22 protein-coding genes are annotated in these 21,965 nt (G+C 69.5%); 4 read left to right on the top strand and 18 right to left on the bottom strand.

Features of this window, described 5'->3' with window-relative positions; genetic code table 11:
- Window positions 1–5: 5 nt before the first annotated feature.
- The 6 genes from ACWDVB_RS14655 to ACWDVB_RS14630 form a co-directional block, all read right to left on the bottom strand.
- Entirely contained in the window at window positions 6–1,658 is a 1,653-nt protein-coding gene (locus tag ACWDVB_RS14655; protein ID WP_451515170.1) for an alpha/beta hydrolase, read from the bottom strand.
- 540 nt (window positions 1,659–2,198) lie between these two features.
- Window positions 2,199–2,828, bottom strand: a complete 630-nt coding sequence (locus ACWDVB_RS14650; protein ID WP_451515223.1) for a TetR/AcrR family transcriptional regulator — start codon at window positions 2,826–2,828, stop codon at window positions 2,199–2,201.
- A gap of 181 nt (window positions 2,829–3,009) precedes the next feature.
- Window positions 3,010–4,389, bottom strand: a complete 1,380-nt coding sequence (locus ACWDVB_RS14645; RefSeq protein ID WP_451515171.1) for a dicarboxylate/amino acid:cation symporter — start codon at window positions 4,387–4,389, stop codon at window positions 3,010–3,012.
- A 336-nt stretch (window positions 4,390–4,725) separates the two neighbouring features.
- Window positions 4,726–5,052 carry a DUF4229 domain-containing protein gene (locus tag ACWDVB_RS14640; RefSeq protein WP_451515172.1) on the bottom strand — a complete coding sequence of 109 codons (327 nt, stop codon included), beginning with the start codon at window positions 5,050–5,052 and terminating at the stop codon, window positions 4,726–4,728.
- 95 nt (window positions 5,053–5,147) lie between these two features.
- Complete coding sequence (gene mqnE, locus ACWDVB_RS14635; protein WP_451515173.1) at window positions 5,148–6,311, bottom strand: aminofutalosine synthase MqnE; 1,164 nt, start codon at window positions 6,309–6,311, stop codon at window positions 5,148–5,150.
- Between the two features lie 79 nt (window positions 6,312–6,390).
- Complete coding sequence (locus ACWDVB_RS14630) at window positions 6,391–6,846, bottom strand: Lrp/AsnC family transcriptional regulator (RefSeq protein WP_030791839.1); 456 nt, start codon at window positions 6,844–6,846, stop codon at window positions 6,391–6,393.
- A gap of 129 nt (window positions 6,847–6,975) precedes the next feature.
- Here ACWDVB_RS14630 and ACWDVB_RS14625 point away from each other — a divergent pair, with 129 nt between their 5' ends.
- Entirely contained in the window at window positions 6,976–7,116 is a 141-nt protein-coding gene (locus tag ACWDVB_RS14625; RefSeq protein ID WP_451515174.1) for a hypothetical protein, read from the top strand.
- Here the strand turns inward: ACWDVB_RS14625 and ACWDVB_RS14620 are convergent.
- The 3 genes from ACWDVB_RS14620 to ACWDVB_RS14610 are packed head-to-tail and all read right to left on the bottom strand — an operon-like array spanning window position 7,113 to window position 10,214.
- Window positions 7,113–7,814 carry a UbiX family flavin prenyltransferase gene (locus ACWDVB_RS14620; protein WP_451515175.1) on the bottom strand — a complete coding sequence of 234 codons (702 nt, stop codon included), beginning with the start codon at window positions 7,812–7,814 and terminating at the stop codon, window positions 7,113–7,115. The two genes, ACWDVB_RS14625 and ACWDVB_RS14620, sit on opposite strands and share 4 nt — an antisense overlap.
- A gap of 43 nt (window positions 7,815–7,857) precedes the next feature.
- Window positions 7,858–8,760 carry a menaquinone biosynthesis prenyltransferase MqnP gene (gene mqnP / locus ACWDVB_RS14615; protein ID WP_451515176.1) on the bottom strand — a complete coding sequence of 301 codons (903 nt, stop codon included), beginning with the start codon at window positions 8,758–8,760 and terminating at the stop codon, window positions 7,858–7,860.
- The gene (locus tag ACWDVB_RS14610) at window positions 8,757–10,214 is read right to left on the bottom strand and encodes a menaquinone biosynthesis decarboxylase (protein WP_451515177.1); all 1,458 of its coding nucleotides are present in this window, start codon (window positions 10,212–10,214) and stop codon (window positions 8,757–8,759) included. Before ACWDVB_RS14610 ends, mqnP begins: the two co-directional genes overlap by 4 nt.
- Window positions 10,215–10,303: 89 nt before the next feature.
- Here ACWDVB_RS14610 and ACWDVB_RS14605 point away from each other — a divergent pair, with 89 nt between their 5' ends.
- Together ACWDVB_RS14605 and ACWDVB_RS14600 are read left to right on the top strand one after the other, a co-directional pair.
- Window positions 10,304–10,636: a PLDc N-terminal domain-containing protein gene (locus ACWDVB_RS14605; protein ID WP_451515178.1), complete on the top strand. Its 333-nt coding sequence runs from the start codon at window positions 10,304–10,306 to the stop codon at window positions 10,634–10,636.
- A 6-nt stretch (window positions 10,637–10,642) separates the two neighbouring features.
- On the top strand, window positions 10,643–11,548 hold the full coding sequence (locus ACWDVB_RS14600) for a LysR family transcriptional regulator (protein ID WP_451515179.1): 906 nt from the start codon (window positions 10,643–10,645) through the stop codon (window positions 11,546–11,548).
- On the opposite strand, the gene ACWDVB_RS14595 is transcribed toward ACWDVB_RS14600, so the two are convergent.
- Complete coding sequence (locus ACWDVB_RS14595; RefSeq protein WP_451515180.1) at window positions 11,439–12,374, bottom strand: DMT family transporter; 936 nt, start codon at window positions 12,372–12,374, stop codon at window positions 11,439–11,441. The genes ACWDVB_RS14600 and ACWDVB_RS14595 overlap by 110 nt on opposite strands.
- A gap of 121 nt (window positions 12,375–12,495) precedes the next feature.
- Here ACWDVB_RS14595 and ACWDVB_RS14590 point away from each other — a divergent pair, with 121 nt between their 5' ends.
- Window positions 12,496–13,452 (top strand): isopenicillin N synthase family dioxygenase, encoded by a 957-nt coding sequence (locus tag ACWDVB_RS14590; protein ID WP_451515181.1) that lies wholly within the window; start codon window positions 12,496–12,498, stop codon window positions 13,450–13,452.
- Window positions 13,453–13,454: 2 nt separating this feature from the next.
- On the opposite strand, the gene ACWDVB_RS14585 is transcribed toward ACWDVB_RS14590, so the two are convergent.
- The 8 genes from ACWDVB_RS14585 to hemL all read right to left on the bottom strand — a co-directional run bounded on the left by ACWDVB_RS14585 (window position 13,455) and on the right by hemL (window position 21,703).
- A complete protein-coding gene (locus ACWDVB_RS14585; protein ID WP_451515182.1) occupies window positions 13,455–13,955 on the bottom strand; it encodes an SRPBCC domain-containing protein in 501 nt (166 codons plus the stop codon).
- Window positions 13,956–13,998: 43 nt separating this feature from the next.
- Window positions 13,999–15,090 (bottom strand): c-type cytochrome biogenesis protein CcsB, encoded by a 1,092-nt coding sequence (gene ccsB, locus ACWDVB_RS14580; RefSeq protein WP_451515183.1) that lies wholly within the window; start codon window positions 15,088–15,090, stop codon window positions 13,999–14,001.
- Window positions 15,087–16,751: a cytochrome c biogenesis protein ResB gene (resB, locus tag ACWDVB_RS14575; RefSeq protein WP_451515184.1), complete on the bottom strand. Its 1,665-nt coding sequence runs from the start codon at window positions 16,749–16,751 to the stop codon at window positions 15,087–15,089. The genes ccsB and resB overlap by 4 nt, the downstream gene beginning before the upstream one ends.
- A gap of 3 nt (window positions 16,752–16,754) precedes the next feature.
- Window positions 16,755–17,519 carry a cytochrome c biogenesis CcdA family protein gene (locus ACWDVB_RS14570; RefSeq protein ID WP_451515185.1) on the bottom strand — a complete coding sequence of 255 codons (765 nt, stop codon included), beginning with the start codon at window positions 17,517–17,519 and terminating at the stop codon, window positions 16,755–16,757.
- Complete coding sequence (locus tag ACWDVB_RS14565; RefSeq protein WP_451515186.1) at window positions 17,519–18,169, bottom strand: TlpA family protein disulfide reductase; 651 nt, start codon at window positions 18,167–18,169, stop codon at window positions 17,519–17,521. The genes ACWDVB_RS14570 and ACWDVB_RS14565 overlap by 1 nt, the downstream gene beginning before the upstream one ends.
- A 67-nt stretch (window positions 18,170–18,236) precedes the next feature.
- Window positions 18,237–19,469: a hypothetical protein gene (locus ACWDVB_RS14560; protein ID WP_451515187.1), complete on the bottom strand. Its 1,233-nt coding sequence runs from the start codon at window positions 19,467–19,469 to the stop codon at window positions 18,237–18,239.
- 219 nt (window positions 19,470–19,688) lie between these two features.
- A complete protein-coding gene (locus tag ACWDVB_RS14555; protein WP_451515188.1) occupies window positions 19,689–20,381 on the bottom strand; it encodes a histidine phosphatase family protein in 693 nt (230 codons plus the stop codon).
- Window positions 20,378–21,703 (bottom strand): glutamate-1-semialdehyde 2,1-aminomutase, encoded by a 1,326-nt coding sequence (gene hemL / locus ACWDVB_RS14550; RefSeq protein WP_451515189.1) that lies wholly within the window; start codon window positions 21,701–21,703, stop codon window positions 20,378–20,380. Before hemL ends, ACWDVB_RS14555 begins: the two co-directional genes overlap by 4 nt.
- Window positions 21,704–21,965: the final 262 nt, after the last annotated feature.

The raw sequence follows: 21,965 nt of genomic DNA, 5'->3' as shown, positions 1-21,965 counted from the left end.
ACACATCAGCCCGAACCGGCCCCCTCACCCAAGCTGGGCCCCTCACCCGACCCGGGCCCCTCACTCGAACCCGGATCCACGGCACAGGAGCTCCCGCTCTTCGGCATCTCCCCGTACAACAAGAACCCGTCCACCTTGTCCCGCACGCACGCGGAACCCAGGTAACCGGTGTGCCCATCACCCTTGTTGTCCAGGACGACGGCCTGGGAGCCGAGGCGTCGCGCGGTCTCCTCCGTCCAGCGGTAGGGCGTCGCGGGGTCGCCGCGCGTGCCGACGAGCAGCAGCTTGGGCGTCTTCACGTCGCGTACGTCCTCACGGATGTACGTGGTTCCAGGGGGACGCCCGAAGCAGAGCAGCACCGGCATCAGCATCGACTTGCCGAAGACGGGCGACGCCTCCTCGAACTCCTCCTGGAGCCTGCCGGCTTCCTTCTCTATGCTCGCGGCGTCGGGCCGGTCGGGGTCATCGGCGCAGTTCACGGCCATGAGGGCGGAGGCCATATTGTCCATGGGCACCTCCTCACCCGCGACACCACCCACGCCACCCACCTCACCCACGCCACCGGAGCCGCTTCGGACACCGCCCGCGAGCCCACCGCTCATCCGGATCAGCGCCCGTGGGTCCCCGTCCGCGAGCAGCGCACCCAGCGCCTGCGACAGCGCGGGCCACGCCTGCCTGCTGTACAGGGCCTGACTGAGTACGCCGACGACGTCCTGCCCCGTGAACTCCTCACCCTCCATGGACCGCAGCGGCATCGCGTCCATGTCCTGGATGAGCTGGACCACGCTGTGGCGGGCGGCGCGGGCGTCGGTGCCGAAGACGCAGCCGGCGTTTCCGGTGCACCAGGTCAGGAAGTTGTCGAGGGCGGTCTGGCGTCCCTCGGCGGTCACGAGGGACTGCTCGGCGAGGGGCTCGGTCAGCGTGTCCACGCCGTCGAGCACCATCCGCCCGACCTTCTTGGGGAACTGCGCGGCGTAGACGGCGCCGAGCCGCGTCCCGTAGGAGAACCCGAGGTAGTTCAGCTTCTTGTCGCCGAGGGCCTGCCGCATGACGTCCAGGTCGCGCGAGACGTTGACCGTCCCCATGTACGGCAGGACGGGACCGGACTTGGCCTCGCACTCTTTGGCGACCTTGCGCAACTCGGCAAGCAAGGCACCCGGATCATCACTTCCCCCGCCCCCTCCCCCTCCCCCTCCCCCTGGGACGGGATCCCCGTCGGTGTCACCGCAGCTGACGGGGTCGCTCAGACCGACGCCGCGCGGGTCGAAGGAGACGACGTCGTACCCCTTGCTGAGGAAGCCGAACTCCTTCTGTGAACCGGCGAGTGCGGAGACGCCGGGGCCGCCGGGGCCGCCGAAGTTCAGCAGCAGGGAGCCTCTCGGCTTGCCGCTCGCGCTCGACCTCATCCGGATCATCGCGACGTCCACGGTTCCGGTCGCGGGCCGGGCGTAGTCGAGCGGAACGGTCACGTTTCCGCACTGGACGTCCTTGGAGTGCCCGGCGGCTTCCGCCATGGCCTCCGTCGAGCCCTTGCAGGCACCCCATTTGATCTTCTGCGTGTAGTACCGCGACAGGTCGGGCCGACCATTCCCGCCGGCCACCTCGGTGAGGCCCGGCGCGACCGCGCCCACGACGGCGAGCGCGGTCAGGCCGGCCACTGCGTAAGCTCCCCGCACGGCAACCTCCCAGGGCTCTCCCCCAGCCCCACCCTAAGCGCCCCCGCGCCCCCTCGCCCCCTCACTCTCCGTACACCCCCCAAGCCGCCTCCCCGCCGTTCGGGGCCGCCCCTACCCCACCGCTCCGCGGCGGACATCTCCCACCCACCCGTTCACCCCGCGTTGCAGGGCGGACGTAGAAACACGGGCGGGCGGGAAGCTCGCGCGCTGCGGGAGTGGGCCTGGGACCACACGGCGGCGGGGTGGGAAACCCCGCGCCGCGAGAGCAGGCGCGGGAGTACCGGACGGCCGGGGAAATCCCCGCGCGGCAGGATGAGCGTAGGCACTGAGAAGCCGCGACGACCCGCAGCCGCGAGCGCTCCCGAGGGGACGTGGGGGTATGTGCGAGCGGAGCACAGTAGAAGAACTAACCCAGCAGCAAATCAACGCCCACACCAAGATGGCGAGCACGCACATACCCCCGCGGCCCCGCCCCACAGACGCACCCAAGGCGCAGACGGCACCACGACCCCGGCCCCACCCTCAGACGGACCCAAGACACCGCCCCCGCGGCCCCTCCATCAGCCCCCCAAGCCCCGCCCACGCAAAGTTCATCAGCGTGGACGCCGCCTCCTTCGCCGACACCGACTCGTTCGCGTTGGCCCAGTCCGCGAGGGACTCCGCCGCGCCCACCAGCGCCTGCGCGAGGCCCGCGACCTCGCGGTCCGGCAGTGAGGGGTCCTCATGGGCCTCCCGAGCCGCCACCGCGATCACCGACGTCACGTACGCCAGCACCTCCTCCCGCATCGCAGCGACGAGCGCCGCGAACGGCTCCCCCTGGGCCCGCGCCTGGCGGTGCAGCACCGCCCACCCGTCCGGCCGCTCCGCAGTATGCGCGAAGAACGCCCGCAACCCGTCCCGGAGTTGACGGTCGGCCCGCTCCCCGGCAGCAGCGCTCACCCCTTCCCGCACCGCCCCGACGAGCGCGGCGGCCTCCCGCCGTATGCACGCGCTGAAGAGCTCCTCCTTGGAGTCCAGATACAGGTACACCAGCGGCTTGGACACACCGGCGAGCTCGGCGATCTCGTCCATGGAGGCAGCCCGGTACCCCCGCCGAGCGAAGATCCGAACCGCCGCGTCCAGCATCTGCTGCTCCCGCACGGCCCGCGGCATCCGCTTCTGCCGCCGCTTCTCGCCCACCCCGACCGCCGCCTTCCCACACTGCCCGTCACAACTCAGCGTCAGCGTACGGTCAACGGGCCCAGGTGAACGATTACCGGAGGAGGAGAAGACCGAAGCCCCGCCCCCCTCGGATCGATCGATCCGGGGGAACGGGGCTCACGCAAACGCAGACTCAGGCAGTAGCAGGCACCGTCCGCGACGGCACCGCGTCCTCGACCTCCACCCCACCGAAGTCATCGAGCGGCGAAGCCGAAGCACTCTCGTACGCGTCCAGGTCCAGAATCTTCTCCCGAGCGGCAACGATCACCGGAACCAACGCCTGCCCGGCGACATTCGTAGCGGTCCGCATCATGTCCAGGACGGGGTCGATGGCGAGGAGCAGACCCACGCCCTCCATGGGCAGGCCCAGCGTGGAGAGGGTCAGCGTGAGCATCACGGTGGCGCCGGTCAGACCGGCCGTCGCCGCCGAACCCACCACCGACACGAACGCGATGAGCACGTACTCCTTGATGCCGAGGTCCACATCGAAGATCTGCGCGACGAAGATCGCGGCGATCGACGGGTAGATCGCGGCGCAGCCGTCCATCTTCGTCGTGGCGCCGAAGGGCACCGCGAAGGACGTGTACTCCTTCGGGACGCCGAGCCGCTCGGTGACCTTCTGGGTGACCGGCATGGTGCCGACCGAGGAGCGCGAGACGAAGGCGAGCTGGATGGCGGGCCAGGCGCCCTTGAAGAACTGGATCGGGCTGACCTTGGCGACGAACGTGAGCAGCAGCGGGTAGACGCCGAACATCACCAGGGCGCAGCCGATGTAGATGTCCGCGGTGAACGTCGCGTACTTGCTGATGAGGTTCCAGCCGTAGTCCGCGATGGCGAAGCCGATGAGGCCGACGGTGCCGATCGGGGAGAGCTTGATGACCCACCACAGGGCCTTCTGCAGCAGCGCGAGAACCGACTCGCTCAGCTCCAGGATCGGCTTGGCCTTGTCACCGATCTTCAGTACGGCGACGCCGGCGACGGCGGCCATGAAGACGATCTGGAGGACGTTCAGCTCGGTGAAGGGCGTGATGACGTCCGTCGGGATGATCCCGGTCAGGAAGTCGATCCAGGAGCCCGCGTCCTCGGGCGCCTTGCCGTCCTTGGGGGTGAGGCCGGTGCCGGAGCCGGGGTTGGTGAGCAGGCCGATGGTGAGGCCGATGGCCACCGCGATCAGCGACGTGATCATGAACCACAGCAGGGTGCGGGTGGCGAGCCGCGCGGCGTTGTTGACCTTCCGCAGGTTGGTGATGGACACCAGGATCGCGAAGAAGACGAGCGGGGCGACCGCCAGCTTCAGCAGGCCGATGAAGGTGTCGCCGACCTTGGAGAGGGTGGTGACGAGCCAGGAGATGTCCTGGCTTCGCGCGAGCCAGCCGAGCAGCACGCCGAGCACCAAACCGCCGAGGATCTGCGCCCAGAAGGGCATCTTGAGGTACTTGGTTATCCGGAAGCGGGGCTCAGGCTTCTCGGTCTGGCGCGCCTTGTCGGCGGGCGTCGCGGAATTCGCGGACACGGACACACTCCGGTGAGGTAAGTCAGGGGGGAGGGGGACGTACGGGAGCGGCGACCGCGAAGGGTCAGCAGCGCCGCCGCAGCGGGGGTCACGGTCAGACGTGACAGGCCGCGGACATGCAGCGGCAGAGGTCGACATGCAGGCGCGCCACGAGCGGGACGCTCATGGCGTGACGGTGCGCTGCTGCTGTCTTCATGTCGAACACGTTAACACTCGTGCTTTGAGAACATCAAAGGTCTTGTTTGAGGTAAGTCACCGCTCGCACCCCTGGAACGCACAGAACCCCGACCCGGAGCGGGATGCTCCGGACCGGGGTCCTGCTAAGAGTGACGAAGCTTACGAACCCTGCGCCTGCGCGCGGCCACCCTGGCCGCCGCCCTGCGCACGCGCCATGTCGTCCGCGCTGTCCTCCTGCGTACGGTTCGCCTCCAGGTTCGCCTTGGCGCGGTCCACGCGCGCGACGACGTCCTCGGAGGCGCGGTCCCGCTCCTTGCGGAGCACCACGAAGCTGATGGGCGCCGAGATGACCAGCGCCAGCAGCAGGACCCACAGCATGTTGGAGTCGCCGAGGCCGCGCGGCAGCATCCCGGAGTAGACGAGGCCCCAGACGACCAGGAAGCAGCCCACGAAGATCCCGAGGCGCATCAGCGTGTAGCGGAGCATGTCAATCCACTCTTCCGTTCCGAAATGGGCCCGAGTAGGACGAGCCCCTCCAGTGAAGCATGGGAGGGGCCGTGACCGGCAAGGGGGTGAGCCCGTCAGACCCGCATCGCCTGCGGCGTCTCCCGCAGCATCGGATCGGGCCCCTCGTACTCACGGATCGACTCGTAGCGCGTGTTCCGCTCGACGGGCCGGAAGCCCGCCTCGCGGATCAGTTCGAGCAGATCCTCCCGCGTCAGCTTGTTCGGCGTGCCGAAGTTGTCCGCGTCGTGCGTGATCTTGTACTCGACGACCGAGCCGTCCATGTCGTCGGCGCCGTGCTGGAGCGCGAGCTGCGTGGTCTGCAGGCCGTGCATGACCCAGAAGACCTTGACGTGCGGGACGTTGTCGAACAACAGACGCGACACCGCGAAGGTCTTCAGCGCCTCCGCGCCCGAGGCCATGGTCGTCCGCGCCTGGAGGCGGTTCCTGACCTTGCCGTCCTTCATGTCCACGAAGTCGTGCTGGTAGCGCAGCGGGATGAAGACCTGGAAGCCGCCGGTCTCGTCCTGGAGCTCACGCAGCCGCAGCACGTGGTCGACGCGGTGGCGCCGCTCCTCGATGTGGCCGTACAGCATCGTGGACGGGGTCTTCAGACCCTTCTCGTGCGCGAGGCGGTGGATGCGCGACCAGTCCTCCCAGTGGGTGCGGTGGTCGACGATGTGCTGACGCACCTCCCAGTCGAAGATCTCCGCGCCGCCGCCGGTCAGCGACTCCAGACCGGACTCGATCAGCTCGTCCAGGATGTCGGAGGCCGACATGCCGGAGATCGTCTCGAAGTGGTGGATCTCGGTGGCCGTGAAGGCCTTCAGGGAGACGTTCGGGAGGGCCTTCTTCAGCTCGCTCAGCGAACGCGGGTAGTAGCGCCACGGCAGGTTCGGGTGCAGGCCGTTGACGATGTGCAGCTCGGTGAGGTTCTCGCCCTCCATCGCCTTGGCGAGGCGGACGGCCTCCTCGATGCGCATCGTGTACGCGTCCTTCTCGCCCGGCTTGCGCTGGAACGAGCAGTACGCGCACGACGCGGTGCACACGTTCGTCATGTTGAGGTGGCGGTTGACGTTGAAGTGCACGACGTCGCCGTTCTTGCGCGTGCGCACCTCGTGGGCGAGGCCGCCGAGCCAGGCCAGGTCGTCCGACTCGTAGAGCGCGATGCCGTCCTCGCGGGACAGCCGCTCACCGTCCCGGACCTTCTGCTCCAGCTCGCGCTTGAGACCTGCGTCCATGCCCTCGCCCTTACCTCTCCAGCGACCTACGACCTACGACTGCCACAAACTCCCGCCAACCGTACGCTCCCCGCCCCGCTCACTCCTCCTCGGGCAGCTCCCCGACCCTGTTCTCCCACTTCGTGGAGAGCACGATCGTCGTACGCGTCCGGGACACGCCCCGCGTGCCGCTGAGCCGGCGGATCGTCTTCTCCAGGCCGTCCACGTCGCTCGCCCTGACCTTGAGCATGTACGAGTCGTCGCCCGCGATGAACCAGCAGTCCTCGATCTCGTGCAGGTCCTTCAGGCGCCGCGCCACGTCCTCGTGGTCGGCGGCGTCGGAGAGCGAGATGCCGATGAGGGCGATGACGCCGAGGCCGAGCGAGGCGGAGTCGACGGTCGCGCGGTAGCCGGTGATGACACCGGCCGCTTCGAGGCGGTTGATCCGGTCCGTGACGCTGGGCCCGGAGAGGCCCACGAGCCGTCCGAGTTCGGCGTACGAGGCCCGGCCGTTCTCCCGCAGGGCCTGGATGAGCTGCCTGTCCACGGCGTCCATAGGTGCGATGCCTTTCATTATTCAGCGATACCGCGAGTCTATGTGTAGAATCTAAGGCGCAACAGGGCCTACACCCTGTAAATCTCTCTCAATCTCAGCAGATCAACGACGATCCTTCGATTTTCAGGAGTGAGTTACCCCGTGTACTCGATCGAGATGGCCTACGCCCGTATGCGCGAGCTCCAGGACATGGCCAACCGCTCGCGTGCCCACCGGACCGCCGCGACCGAGGCCGACGCCCGCAGGAAGCGCGCCGCCAAGAAGCGCTAGCCCCCCTGGGGGCCGGAGCCCCCTCCGGACCCGGAGCCCAGCTCTCCCTTCCACCGGCGGTACAGGCTGTGCGGCACCCCTGCCGCGTCCAGCGTCCGCCCGGCGACGAAGTCCACCAGATCCTGGATGTGCGTCGCCCCCGCGTAGAACGCCGGGGAGGCGGGCAGCACGATCGCGCCCGCCTCGTCCAGGCTCACCAGATGCCTCAGCGTCTGCCCGTTCAGCGGCGTCTCGCGTACGCAGACCACCAGCCGCCGGCCTTCCTTGAGCGTCACGCTCGCCGACCGCTGGAGCAGGTCCTTCGAGAGGCCGAGCGCCACCCCGGCCACGCACGCCGTGGACGCCGGCACGATCAGCATCCCCTTCGTCGCGTACGACCCCGAGGACGGGCCCGCCGCCAGATCACCGGCGGCCCAGTACCGCACGTCCTCCAGGAACCCCACCGGCACGTCGAAGCCGTCCGGCTTACCGTCCGCACCCCGCGCGAGCCACTGCCGCAGATCGTCCCGCCAGTGCGCGTCGCGGAAGGAGATGCCCGTCTCGTCGAGCAGCGTCAGCCGCGAGGCCCGCGACACGACGAGGTCCACGCTCTCGCCCGCGCCGAGCAGGGCCCGCAGGACGGCGGCGGCATAGGGCGTACCGGACGCGCCGGACACCCCCACGATCCAAGGCCTACGCTCCGTATCTCCTGGTTTCACGCAGTGAAGCCTATCCGGCGGCCGTGCGGGCGGTGAGCCCGCGTCAGACCGTGAGACCGCGTACGAGCAGATCGAGCAGCGCGCACACGAACAGGGCGATCCCGATGAAGCCGTTCACCTGGAAGAAGGCGCGGTTGAGCCGGGACAGGTCGTGCGGCTTCACGATCGAGTGCTCGTACAGGAAGGCACCGGCCACGATCACCAGCCCCAGCCAGAAGAAGGCGCCCGCGCCCGTGTCGAGCGCGTACCAGACGAAGAGCGCCGTGGTCACCAGATGGCAGCCCCGCGCGCCCCGGATGGCAGCCGGGATGCCGAACCGCGCGGGCACCGACTTCACGCCGACCTCGCGGTCCGTCTCCACGTCCTGGCAGGCGTAGATCAGGTCGAAGCCGCCGATCCAGACGCCGACCGCGAGCCCGAGGATCACGGCCTGCCAGGACCACTCGCCGGTGACCGCGATCCAGGCGCCGACCGGGCCCATCGCCTGGGCGAGTCCGAGGATGGCCTGCGGGAAGTTCGTGAACCGCTTGCCGTACGGATAGACGACCATCGGGACCACGGCGATGGGCGCGAGCGCCAGGCAGAGCGGGTTGAGCAGGGCGGCCGCGCCGAGGAAGACGACGAGCGCGACCAGCGCGCCGGTCCACGCGGACTTCACCGACATCGCGCCCGTGACCAGCTCGCGGTGGGCGGTCCTCGGGTTGCGGGCGTCGATCTCGCGGTCGATGATCCGGTTCGCGGCCATGGCGAACGTCCGCAGGCCCACCATGCAGATGGTGACCAGGAGCAGCCGCCCCCAGTGGATGTTCTCGTCCAGCTGGAACATCGCGGACAGGGAGGCGATGTAGGCGAAGGGCAGCGCGAAGACGGAGTGCTCGATCATGACGAGCCGCAGGAAGGCCCTGGTCCTCCCGGGCCGCGGCAGCGCGGCGGAGGGGGCGCTCACAGTCCGTACTCCGTCCAGCGGCGCGTCACTCGGTCCGCCGTCTGCGGGTCGGACTCGACCATCTCCGGCCAGCCGCCGTCGCGCACGTACCCCTCCTCGGGCAGCTTCCGCGTCGCGTCGATACCCGCCTTGCCGCCCCAGAACTGCTGGTAGGAGGCGTGATCGAGGTGGTCGACCGGGCCTTCGACGACGGTGAGGTCACGGGCGTAGTCGGTGTTGCCGAGGGCCCGCCACGACACCTCGTGCAGATCGTGGACGTCGCAGTCCTTGTCGACGACCACGATCAGCTTCGTCAGGGACATCATGTGCGCGCCCCAGATGGCGTGCATGACCTTCTGCGCGTGCTTCGGGTACTTCTTGTCGATCGAGACGATCGCGCAGTTGTGGAAGCCGCCCGACTCCGGCAGGTGGTAGTCGACGATGTCCGGGACGATCACCTTGAGCAGGGGCAGGAAGAAGCGTTCCGTCGCGCGGCCCAACGGGCCGTCCTCCGTCGGCGGGCGGCCGACCACGATGGACTGGAGCAGCGGCCGCTTCCGCGTCGTCACGCAGTCGATCTTCAGCGCGGGGAACGGCTCCTGCGGCGTGTAGAAGCCGGTGTGGTCGCCGAAGGGCCCCTCGGGAAGCATCTCGCCGGGCTCCAGCCAGCCCTCGATGACGACCTCGGCGTGCGCGGGCACCTGGAGCGGCACCGTCTTGCAGTCGACCATCTCGACGCGCTTGCCCTGGATGAACCCGGCCAGCATGTACTCGTCCATGTCACCGGGCAGCGGCGCGGTGGACGCGTACGTGACGGCCGGCGGGCAGCCGAAGGCGATCGCGACGGGCAGCCTCTCGCCCCGGCGGGCGGCCACCTGGTAGTGGTTGCGGCTGTCCTTGTGGATCTGCCAGTGCATGCCGATGGTGCGCTTGTCGTGGCGCTGGAGGCGGTAGAGGCCGAGGTTGCGCACCCCGGTGTCGGGGTCCTTGGTGTGGGTCAGGCCGAGGTTGAAGAAGGAGCCGCCGTCCTCGGGCCAGGTGAAGAGCGCGGGCAGCCGCTCCAGGTCCACGTCGTCTCCCGTGAGGACGACCTCCTGGACGGGCGCGCTCTCGGACTTCACCTTCTTCGGCGGTACGTGCGTCATCGCGCCGAGCTTGCCGAACGCCTCCCGCACCCCGACGAAGCCGTGCGGCAGCTCCGGCTTGAGGAGGCCGCCGATCTTCTCGCTGATCTCGCCGTACGACTTCAGGCCCAGCGCCTTGAGCAGGCGGCGGTCCGTCCCGTACACGTTCATCGCCAGGGGCATCGCCGAGCCCAAGACGTTCTCGAAGAGGAGCGCGGGGCCGCCGGCCTTCTGTACCCGGTCGACGATCTCACCCACTTCCAGGTACGGGTCGACCTCGGCCTTGATGCGCTTGAGATCGCCCTCGCGCTCCAGTGCACGGAGCAGGGAGCGAAGATCGTCGTAAGCCATGCGTTCCAGTATCCGGCACCGGCTACCCTGGCCCCGTCACCGGGGGCACGCACCGCTCCTGCCGCCACCGCTTGGGGGACCGCGCCACCATGCTCAGGTATCTGCCGTTCCTGCTGGTCCTGGCGGTGTGGATCTACGCCTTCATCGATGTCCTGAACACTCCGGAGAAGGAGATCAGGCATCTGCCCAAGGTGGTGTGGGTCATCATCGTGCTGCTCTTCGGCGAGGTGCTGCTCGGCCCGATCGCCTGGTTCGCCACGGGCAAGGTGCGGCACGCCCCGGGTGGCAGAGGCGCCGCGCGTGGCCGGACCCGGTGGGTGGCGCCCGACGACAACCCCGAGTTCCTGAAGTCCCTCAAGGACGAGGAGCCCGACGGCGACGACGACGGTGGGAAGAAGCGGGGCAAGGGCGACGAGGGCTGACGGGCCGTGGAACTGCGGCTGCTCGTGACCTTCGAGAAGGTCGCCACCGTCCTCAGCTTCACCCGGGCCGCCACCGAGCTGGCGTACGCGCAGTCCAGCGTGACCAGTCAGATCCGGACCCTGGAGTCCTCGCTCGGCACGGAGCTCTTCGACCGGCTCGGCAGCCGCATCCGGCTGACCGAGGCGGGGACGCGGCTGCTCCCCTACGCCCGGCAGATCATCGATCTCACCGACGAGGCGCGGGCCGCGGTCGTCGGCGCCGAGGAGCCGTCCGGCACGATCGCGGTCGGCACGATGGAGTCGCTGACCTCCTACCGGCTGCCGCCGCTCCTGGAACTCTTCCACCACCGCTATCCGAAGGTGCGGCTCTCCCTGCGCCCCACGCTGGGCGACGAGACCCGGCACGCGCTGCGGCAGGGGACGTACGACGTGGGGTTCCTGATGGAGCCGGGGACCGAGCACCAGGGCCTTCAGACGGAGGTCCTCGCCGAGGAGCCGCTGGTCCTCGTCTGCGCTCCGGCCCACCCCCTGGCCGCGCGCGGCGCGGACGCGCTCGCCACCGGTGACCTGGCGGCGGTGCAGCTCGTCGGCACCGAGCCCGGCTGCCCGTACCGGGACCTCTTCGAGGCGGAGCTGTGCGAGCGGACCGGCGCGCCGCCGCCGTTCATGGAGTTCGGCACCATCGAGGCGACCAAGCAGGGCGTGGCGGGCGGGCTCGGCGTGGCGCTGCTGCCCGCCGTGGCGGTGGCGCGGGAGCTGGCGGAGGGCAGCACGCTCGTACGGCTGCCGTGGGAGCCGCCGTTCACGCTGTGGACCCAGCTCGCGTGGCGGTCGGGGAAGCGGCTTCCTCCGCATGTCCGGCTGTTCGTGGAGCAGGCCGTGCGGCTCGTGCGGGAGCAAGCGTCACCTTGAGGCTCGCCAGGACGATCAGCGGGACGCCGAGCGCCTGGACGAGCCCGATGTGGTGGCCGTAGACCGCCCGGTCGGCGACCATCGCGACGGCCGGGTAGGTGAAGGCGAGCACGGCGATCTTGGCGGTGGGCAGCTTCGCGTACGCCGCGTACATCAGGACGTACATCAGACCGGTGTGGATCACCCCGAGGCCGACGAGCCAGGCCCACCTCGTCCCCGTGCCGCTCATCGCGCCGAAGTCGGCGAAGGGCAGCAGCAGCGGGATGCCGACGAGGACCTGGACCAGGGCGATCAGGTGGGGGCGTACGCCCGTGACGCGCTTGGTGACGAGCGTGGACAGGGCATAGAGGACGGCGGCGAGGAGCGCGAGCCCGATGCCGGCGAGCGATCCTGTGTCGCCGGGCCGCACCCCGGAGACGAGCACGAGCCCCGCGAACGCGGCCGCCAGCCACCCCAGTTGCGAGCGGGACAGGCGCTCGCGCAGGACGAGGGCGCTGAGCAGCACCAGGAAGAAGGGCTGCGTGTGGTAGACGACGGTGGCCAGGGAGATCGACGTGGCCTCGTACGCCTTGAAGAGGAACACCCAGTTGAAGACGATGAAAAGGCCGCCGAGCGCGGCGAGTCCGAGCTTCTTCGGGGTGAGGCCGTGGTCGCGGAAGTAGCCGCGGGCGGCGGCGTACGCGCCAAGGGCGAGGGCGCCGAACAGGACGCGGAAGAAGACGACGTCGAAGGCGGAGGCGCCGGACTCGACGACGAAGACGCCGAGGGTGCCGGAGAGCACCATGGCGGCGGTGAGCTGGGCCGTGCCCTTGTTCTCTGGGGTCATGGCAGGAACGTACGAGCGGGCGAAGGTGCTGGTCCACGCGCCAGTGGGGCGTCCTGCCGATGGGCCCATCGGCCCCGCCGATAAGGGCTGACCGCGGGCCCGCGTGGGCACGATGGGAGGCATGAGCAGCGCATCCCGCATCCCCACGGTCGACCTGCGGCCGTGGCTGTCCGGCGACCCCGGGGCCCGCGCGCGGACGGCCCGTACCGTCGACGCCGCCCTGCGCACCGCCGGGTTCCTCCTGGTGACCGGGCACGGCGTCGACCCGGGCCTGCGCGCGGCGATCAGGGAGTCGGCCCGCGGCTTCTTCCACCTGCCCGCCGGGGCGAAGCGGCCGTACGCGGTGCAGGTCGGCGGGCGCGGCTGGCTCGGGCCGGGCGCCGAGGCCAACAGCTACGCGGAGGGCACGGCCGCTCCCCCGGACCTCAAGGAGTCACTGTCCTTCGCGGCGGACGAGCCGACAGGGAACGCGGCCGTGGACGCCGAGTGGTTCGCCCCGAACACCTGGCCGGCCGAGGCCCCTGAGCTGCGGGCCCTCGTGGAGACGTATCTGCGCGAGATGCGGTCGCTCTCCGACCGCCTCCTCGCACTGCTCGGCGTCGCGCTCGGCGAGGACGACGACTTCTTCACCCGCCATACGGGCCACCCCACCTGGGGCTTCAACATCAACTGGTATCCGGGCACGGAGCGGGTGGGCGAGCCCGAGCCGGGCCAGTTCCGCATCGGCCCGCACACCGACTTCGGCACGGTCACCGTCCTGGACCGCCAGGCGGGCAAGGGCGGCCTCCAGGTCTTCACGGACGAGGGCGGCTGGGAGGACGCGCCCTTCGACCCGGACGCCTTCACCATCAACATCGGCGACCTGATGGCCCACTGGACGGACGGCCGCTGGCGCTCGGGCCGCCACCGGGTCCTGCCGCCGCCGCCCGACGCCCCGGCGGAGGAGCTGACGTCGCTCGTGTACTTCTACGAGTGCGACCCGGGCACGGACGTCAGGGGCGTGGACTCGCACACGTACCTGCGCGGGCAGCTGGACGCGATCACCGTGGACCCGACGGACGGCCGCCCGCCCTCGTGACGTCACCCGGCGGCGTACGCCTCCCGCAGCTCGCGCCAGCGGTCCAGGTTCCACGTCGACCAGTCCTTGGGACGGCCGTCCAGCGCGTCCGCGAGGAACTCGAAGTGGTCGTGCCACCCGGCGAGGCAGTCGAGCCGCAGCGCGTCGTCGCCGTCGAACTCGTTGGTGAAGCGCAGCGTGGTGGCGGAGTCCCCCGCCGGTTCCAGGTGGAAGCGGCACCGGCCGTGCAGATCGATCGTGTACTCGGCGACGACGTCCGGGTCCCAGGCCGTGACGTGCCCGGAGTGCACGGCGTCCTCCTCGCCGTTCAGCCACCGCAGCGTGACCGCGCCGCCCAGCCGGGGCTCGAACACATCGGCGGCGGCCAGCCACCCCGGCAGCCCGCCGGGGGTGGCCACCGCCGCCCAGACCTTCTCCACAGGGTGGGGAAGACGCAGCTCGTAGTGGAGGTGCTGGGTGTCCCCCTCGGTCCGGCCGGCGCCCTGCCCGATCGTCACGGTCATGGCACCAGCCTGACCCGGCATGCTCCGTTCCGCACCTCGCGGTTCAGACTCCGGCGTACGAGTGCTTGCCGGTGACGAAGATGTTCACCCCGTAGTAGTTGAACAGCCAGCAGCCGAAGGCGATCAGGGCCAGGTAGGCGGCCTTGCGGCCCTTCCAGCCGGCCGTGGCGCGGGCGTGCAGGTAGCAGGCGTACGCGACCCAGGTGATGAAGGACCAGACCTCCTTGGGGTCCCAGCCCCAGTAGCGGCCCCAGGCGTCGCCCGCCCAGATCGCACCAGCGATGATCGTGAACGTCCACAGCGGGAAGATCGCGGCGTTCAGGCGGTACGAGAACTTGTCGAGCGTGGCCGCCGAGGGGAGCCGCTCCAGGACGGACGTGGCGAACTTGCCGGGCTGCCCGCCGCGCTGCAGCTTGGCCTCGTAGCTGTCCCGGAAGAGGTAGAGCAGCGTGCCGACCCCGCCGACGTAGAAGACGGCGCCGCAGAAGATCGCGGTGGAGACGTGGATCCACAGCCAGTACGAGTGCAGGGCCGGGACCAGCTGGTCGCTGGAGGTGTACAGGACGGTGACGGCGAGACCGAGGTCGAGCAGGACCGTGGTGACCAGGGGGAGGCCGAGCCAGGCGATGTTCTTCTTCAGCGCCATCAGCACCAGGTACACGCCGACGGCGACGGTGGAGAAGGTGATGCTGAACTCGTACATGTTGCCCCACGGCGCCCGCTGCACCGACAGGGCGCGGGTGAGCACCCCGCCGAACTCCAGCAGGAACGCGAGCACGGTGAGGGAGACCGCGATGCGGCCGTAGAGGTCGCCCTTCTCGTCCCCCGCCGCGGCGCCGGGACCGTCCGGCACGTCCCGGGCCCCCGAGACGGACCGCGTGACGACCTGCGGGCGCTCCAGGGTGGCGGTGCCGCCCTTGGCCTGGACGGTGACCGCGGGCGCCGTCGCCGCGGCCTTGCTCGGGGTGAGCGCGGCGGCGGTGCGGGCGACCTTGCTGCGGCTGCCGAAGAGCCACTCCGCCATGTGCGCGAAGAAGGCCAGGAGGTAGACGGCCATCGCGGAGTAGATCAGCACATTGCTGATGTGCGCGAGGTCCTCGTTGGGTTCGGCGGCCAGGGTGGTGGCGAGATTCACTTCTCAGCCCCTTCGGCTGGGTCTGGCGCGCTCGGCGCCTTCTCGTGCAGGTGGGCGGCGAGGTCGGACAGTTCCTCGGGAAGCTTGGAGGACTCGCTGCGGCCGAGGCCCGCCATCTCCACGACCGTGACGCCGTCGGCGCCCCGCACCGCCCGCACCCATACGCGGCGGCGCTGGATGAACAGCGACCCGGCGAGGCCCGCGATGGCGGCGAGCGCGCCGGCCAGCGCCCACACGGAGCCGGGCTCCTGGGAGATCTGGAAGGTCGCCCACTCCTTGAGGTCCTTCTCGAAGGTGATCGAGCCCGCGCCGTTGGGCAGCTTCATGGTCTCGCCGGGCAGCAGCCGCTTCTTGAACAGCTCGCCCTTGGAGTCCTTGAACTTGGTCATCTTCCGGGTGTCGAGCTGGTACACGTTCTGCGGGACACCGGAGTCGACGCCCAGGCTGCCGTGGTAGGCGGACAGCGCGAGCACCGGGAAGTCGGCCGCGGGGAACTGCGAGAACATCTGCCCCTTGCCCTCGCCCGCGAAGGTCGGCACGAAGAAGGCGTTGAAGCCGAGCTGTTCCTTCTTGCCGCTCTTGTTCTTGTAGCCGTCCAGGACCTTGATGGCGCCGGTCGCGGTGCCGTTCTGGTCGATGGGCAGCAGCGGCACGGCACTCTCGTAGACGACCTTGCCCTCACCGTCGCGGACGGTGACCTTCGGGGCGTAGCCGTGGCCGATGAGGTAGACCTTCGAGCCGTCGATTTCCAGCGGCTCGTTGACCTTGATGGCCTGCTTCTTCTCGGGGCCGTGGACGCCTTCGCTGTAGGTGACGTTCGCCTGGTAGGTGCGGGGCGTGCCGCGGTTGGGGCCCGACTTCTCGTACGTTCCCTCGAAGTCGTCGAGCTTGAAGCTGAACGGCGCCAGGTCACCGGTGTCGAAGAGGCTGCCGGACTTGAAGTCGTCGTACTGGGAGAGCGTGTTGGAGAAGCCGTCGCCCTCCATGACCAGCTTGCCGCCCTCGGACTTGAAGAGCTGTCCGGCGGCGAAGGCGATCAGCATCACGATCAGCGCGATATGGAACATCAGGTTCCCGGCCTCGCGCAGATAGCCCTTCTCGGCGGCGACCGAGTCCGCGGTGCTGTCTGCCCGGAAGCGGCGCCGCTTGAGCAGCGCGAGCGCCGCCTCGTGCACCTGCTCGGGCTCGGCGTCGGTGCGCCACGTCGTGTACGCGGGAAGCCGCGTCAGCTTGCGCGGCGCGCCCGGCGGACGACCGCGCAGCTGGCCGACGAACTGCCAGGTGCGCGGCACGATGCAGCCGATGAGGGAGACGAACAGCAGGATGTAGATCGCGGAGAACCACACCGAGCTGTAGACGTCGAAGAGCTGGAGCTTGTCGTAGACCGGGCCGAGCGTGGTGTGCCGGTCCATGAAGTCCTGGACCTTGAGCTCGTCGACGTTGCTCTGCGGGATCAGCGAACCAGGGATCGCGCCGAGCGAGAGCAGCAGGAGCAGGATCAGCGCGACCCGCATCGAGGTGAGCTGCCGCCAGAACCAGCGCAGCCAGCCGATCACGCCGAGGGAGGGCAGGTTCGGCGACTCCTCCCGGGGGGCGGTCGACAGCTGCTCACCCGCGGCGCCGAGGTCGTCCCGCTGCTCGGGGGCTTCGGTCTTGCTCATGGATCAAATCCCCACGGTGTAACTGCTCGTCCAGACCTGCATCTGCTGCACCATGCTGTCCCACACACCGGTGACGAGCAGCAGGCCGGTCGCGATCATCATGATGCCGCCGACGCGCATCACCCAGACATAGTGCCGCTTCACCCAGCTGAAGGCGCCCAGTGCCTTGCGGAAGGCGACGGCCGCGACGATGAACGGTACGCCGAGCCCCAGGCAGTACGCGACGCTCAGCAGCGCGCCGCGCCCCGCGCTCGCCTGCTGCAGGGAGAGCGCGCTGACGGCGGCGAGCGTCGGGCCGACACAGGGCGCCCAGCCGACGGCGAAGAGGGCGCCCAGTACCGGGGCGCCCGCGAGCCCGACGGCGGGCTTCTTGTGGAAGCGGAACTCGCGCTGCGAGAGGAAGGGCGTGAGCCCCATGAAGAAGAACCCGAGCAGGATCATCATCGCGCCGAGCACCTTGGAGATGGTGCTCTGGTAGTCCTGCAGGGTCCGGCCGAACTCCCCGAACAGCGCCCCGTAGGAGACGAAGACCGCGGTGAAGCCGAGCACGAAGAGCCCGGAGCCCGCGACCATCCGCCCCCGCTTGGCCTCGGCCATGTCCTGGCCGCTGACCCCGGTGACGTACGACAGATAACCGGGGACGAGCGGCAGGACGCACGGCGAGAAGAAGGAGACGAGCCCGCCGAGCAGGGCGACCGGGATCGCGAGAAGCAGCGCCCCGCTCATGACGGTCTGGTTCGGGCCGCTGATGGCCGCGAGGGTGAGCATCACTTCTCCGCGAGCACGGGGTCGATCATCTTCCGCAGCTTCTCTTCGTTCAGCGGCTGCTGCGAGCGGGCCGCGATCTTGCCGTCCCGGTCGACGACGAGCGTCGAGGGGATGAAGTTCGGGTTCATCGTGCCCTTGGGGAAGCGCAGCATCAGCTTGCCCGTCGGGTCGTACAGGCTCGGGTAACGGACCTTGTGCTGCTTCTCGAACGCGATCGCCGGGCCGCGCTCGGGGTCACGGGTGTTGATGCCGACGAACTCGACGCCCTTGGCCTTCGTCTCGGCGGCGATCTTCACGAAGTTCGGCGCCTCGGCCCGGCACGGCGCGCACCAGGAGCCCCAGACGTTGATGACGAGGATCTTGCCCTTGTACGCCTTGGCGAGGTTCAGGTGCTTGCCTTCGAGGGTCTCGCCGTCGAGCTCGGGGAGCGGCTTGCGGTCCGCCTTCTTCGCGGTGGCGATGCCGTCCGAGCCGGCCACGAAGTTGGTGTTGCCCGAACCACCGGACATGCCGCCCGAGCCGCACGCCGAGAGGACCAGCGCACCGACCGCGGCTCCGGCGGACATCAGGGCCACACGGCCGCGGCGGCCGCCCGGACGGCGGCTACGGCTGCGGTTCGTGCTCTGGGGGGCGCGGCAGGCGGCACTCATGTGAAAAGTTTCGCATGTCTGTTTCGGGGATCTTCCGCACCCCCCGCGGTTGCGGAAAGACCCCATTTCAGGCGGCCTTTCCGAGCCCCTTCCAACCGCCCGCGGGCTGCTGGCCGACATCGAGGCCCTGGAGCTGCTTGAGCACCTTGGGGTCCTGCACGTCGAGCCAGTCGACGAACTGCCGGAAGGAGACCAGACGTACGTCCTTCTTCCCGGCGATGTGCTTCAGGGCGTCCTCGACGGCGTCCATGTAGATGCCGCCGTTCCACTCCTCGAAGTGGTTGCCTATGAAGAACGGCGCGCGGTTGGTCTCGTAGGCCCGCTTGAACCCGGATATGTAGGCCTCGGTGGCCTGCTTGCGCCAGCCCGGGTAGTTGTGGGGCGGCGCCTTCGTGGAGTTCTGCGACTGGTTGGCGAGGATGTTGTAGTCCATCGACAGGACCTCGAAGGAGTGCCCGGGGAAGGGCACCGCCTGCAGCGGCAGGTCCCAGACGCCCATCTTCTTCTCGGGCCAGCGCTGGCGCCCGCCGGGCGAGGAGGCGTCATAGCGCCACCCCAACTTCTTCGCGGTCGGCAGCAGGTTGTCCTGGCCGAGCAGACAGGGCGTGCGGCCGCCGACGAGTTCCTTGTCGTAGTCGAAGGGCAGCGACGGCAGATCGGTCCAGCCGGTGTTCGTACGCCACTTCTTCACAAAGGACTTGGCCTGGTCGATCTCGTCCTGCCATTGCGCGGGAGTCCAGTGGGCGACCGACCCGGTGCCCGTGCAGAAGTGCCCGTTGAAGTGCGTGCCGATTTCATGGCCTTCGAGCCAGGCCTGACGTACGTACTTCAGCGTGTCCTTGATGTGACCGTCGGTGAGATAACCGATGTCGGACGCGCCCACCGCGTTGTTCGGTGGACGGTACATGCGCTTCTTCGATTCGGGCAGCAGATAAAGCCCGGAGAGGAAGAACGTCATGTGCGCGTTGTGGTCCTCGGCGAGCTTCAGAAAGCGCGGGAACAGTCCGTTCCCGACCTCACCGGCGCCGTCCCAGGAGAAGATGACGAACTGCGGGGGCGTCTGGCCCGGCTCCAGCGGAACCGGCTTGCCCGGCTGCTTGGGCTGCGTGCCGGTGTAGGCGGTCGACCCGTCACCGATCGGCTTGGCCCGGTGCCTGTCGGCTCCGGCCTGCCCGTTCTTGGCCTTGTCCGCGGGCCCCGAGGAATCCCCGTCGGCCCCGGAGCCGCATGCCGCGAGCCCGAAAGCGGCGGCCGCGCCGGCTCCGAGTCCGAGCATTCCCCTGCGGCTGATGTCGCGCATTCCATCCCCATTCGTCGCGCCCTTGGGTCCGCCCTGCCGTATGTGGCTTGCAAGAGGGACGACCTGTGAGAGGGCGCGACGAACAGCGGGGTTCCTGCACATCGCGTTTATTTAACGTGTTTTACCCAAAAGGGACTTACAGTCGCGACGCGATCACGCCGTGCAATTGCGCGACGCGATTACGGGCGTGATTACGCGACGCCGATGAAAGCGGGCGGGTTAAGCACCGAAGGCTTTGCTCTTGCCCTTCACCGGCTTGGCGCCCGCGCGCAGATGCGCGGGGACGAGATCGCGGGCCGGCTCGCTGTAGCCCACCGAGACGATCCGGTCACCGCGGTAGGTGAACGTCGTCAGCGAGGCGAGCGTGCACTGCCGCTTGCGCGGGTCGTGCCACAGGCGCCGCTTCTCCACGAAGCTGCGCACGATCCAGATCGGCAGCTGGTGGCTGACGCAGACCGCCTCGTGCCCGCGGGCCGCGTCCTTGGCCGCGTCCAGGGCGCCCATCATCCGTACGACCTGCTCGACGTACGGCTCGCCCCAGGACGGCTTGAAGGGGTTGAAGAGGTGCCGCCAGTTGTCGGGGTTCTTCAGCGCGCCGTCGCCGACCCCGAAGGTCTTGCCCTCGAAGACGTTGCCCGCCTCGATGAGCCGGGCGTCGGTGGCGAGGTCCAGGCCGTGCACCTTGGCGATCGGCGCGGCCGTCTCCTGGGCGCGGTCCAGCGGCGAGGCGACGACGTGCGTGACGTCGCGCTGCGCGAGGTGCTCGGCGACCCGGTCGGCCATCTGCCGGCCCAGCTCCGAGAGGTGGTAGTCGGGCAGCCGCCCGTACAGGATCCCCTCGGGGTTGTGCACCTCGCCGTGGCGCATCACATGGACGACGGTCAGCTCGTCGCCCGCCGCGGCGGCGCTCATGCCGTGACCTCCGTCGCTTCCGCGGCGGCGCGCGCGGCGCCCGGCAGGGCGGCGGCGATCCGCTCGACGGCCCGCTCGTCGTGGGCGGTGGACACGAACCACGACTCGAAGGCGGAGGGCGGCAGATAGACGCCCTGCGACAGCATCGAGTGGAAGAAGGCGGTGAAGCGGAAGGACTCCTGCGCCTTCGCCTCCTCGTAGTTGCGCACCGCGCCGTCGGTGAAGAAGACGGAGAACATGTTGGACGCGTTCTGCACCGTGTGCGCGACGCCCTCCTTGCTCAGCGCCTCGGTCACCAGGCCCCGCAGCCGCTCGGAGACGGCGTCGACCTTGTCGTACGCCGCGTCGTCCAGGAGCCTCAGCTGCGCCAGGCCCGCGGCCGTGGCGACCGGGTTCCCGGAGAGCGTGCCCGCCTGGTAGACGGGGCCCGCCGGGGCGAGGCGCTCCATGACGTCGGCGCGCCCGCCGAAGGCCGCGGCGGGGAAGCCGCCGCCCATGACCTTGCCGAAGGTCATCAGGTCGGGCCGCACACCGTCGACGCCGAACCAGCCGGCCTTCGACGTACGGAAGCCGGTCATGACCTCGTCGGAGATGTACAGCGCGCCGTTCTGGCGGCACAGGTCAGCGAGGCCCTGGTTGAAGCCCTCACCCGGCGGTACGACGCCCATGTTGCCCGGCGACGCCTCGGTGATGACGCAGGCGATCTGCCCGGGGTGCGCGGCGAAGGCGGCGCGGACGGCGTCCAGGTCGTTGTACGGGACGACGATGGTGTCGCCGGCCTGCGCGCCGGTGACGCCCGGCGTGTCGGGGAGTCCGAGGGTCGCCACGCCCGAGCCGGCGGCGGCCAGCAGGGCGTCGACGTGCCCGTGGTAGCACCCGGCGAACTTGACCACCTTGGCGCGGCCGGTGAAGCCGCGGGCCAGCCGGATGGCGGACATGGTCGCCTCGGTGCCGCTGGAGACGAGCCGCACCTGCTCGACGGGTTCGATGCGGGCCACGATCTCCTCGGCGAGCGCGACCTCGCCCTCACCCGGCGTACCGAAGGAGGTGCCGCGCGCGACGGCCTCCTGCACGGCGGCGATCACCTCGGGGTGGGAGTGGCCGAGGATCATGGGACCCCACGAGCACACGAGGTCGACGTACTCGCGGCCGTCGGCGTCGGTCAGGTACGGACCGGTACCGGACACCATGAAACGGGGCGTACCACCCACAGCGCGGAACGCGCGCACGGGAGAGTTCACACCGCCGGGCGTCACGGCCGCCGCACGGTCGAAAAGAGTCTGCGAAACTGGGGCGCTATACGGGAAGCTCACACGAGCCATGGTGTCAGAGGGTCCGGACATCCTGCGGACAGGTGTTTCACTCCACGTTTTAGCGGGTGAACGTGGGGGAGGTCACTGACACGATGATCGGGTTGCGTGGCGGGGGCCGCGAGGCCTAGAAAAGACAGGGCCGTGCCGCCCTGGCAAAGCAGTCGGGTGGAGATATGCATCGCGGTGGCGGACTGGGCGAGGGGACCGACGGCCTGGGTCCACGGCGTGCCCGGCGGGGCAAGCACCGACGCGAGGCGGAAGCGCACTCGGC

This window comes from Streptomyces sp. NPDC003379, assembly GCF_053589195.1.
The sequence above is the reverse complement of the archived record's forward strand: the minus strand, read 5'-3'. Positions and strand labels throughout refer to the sequence as shown.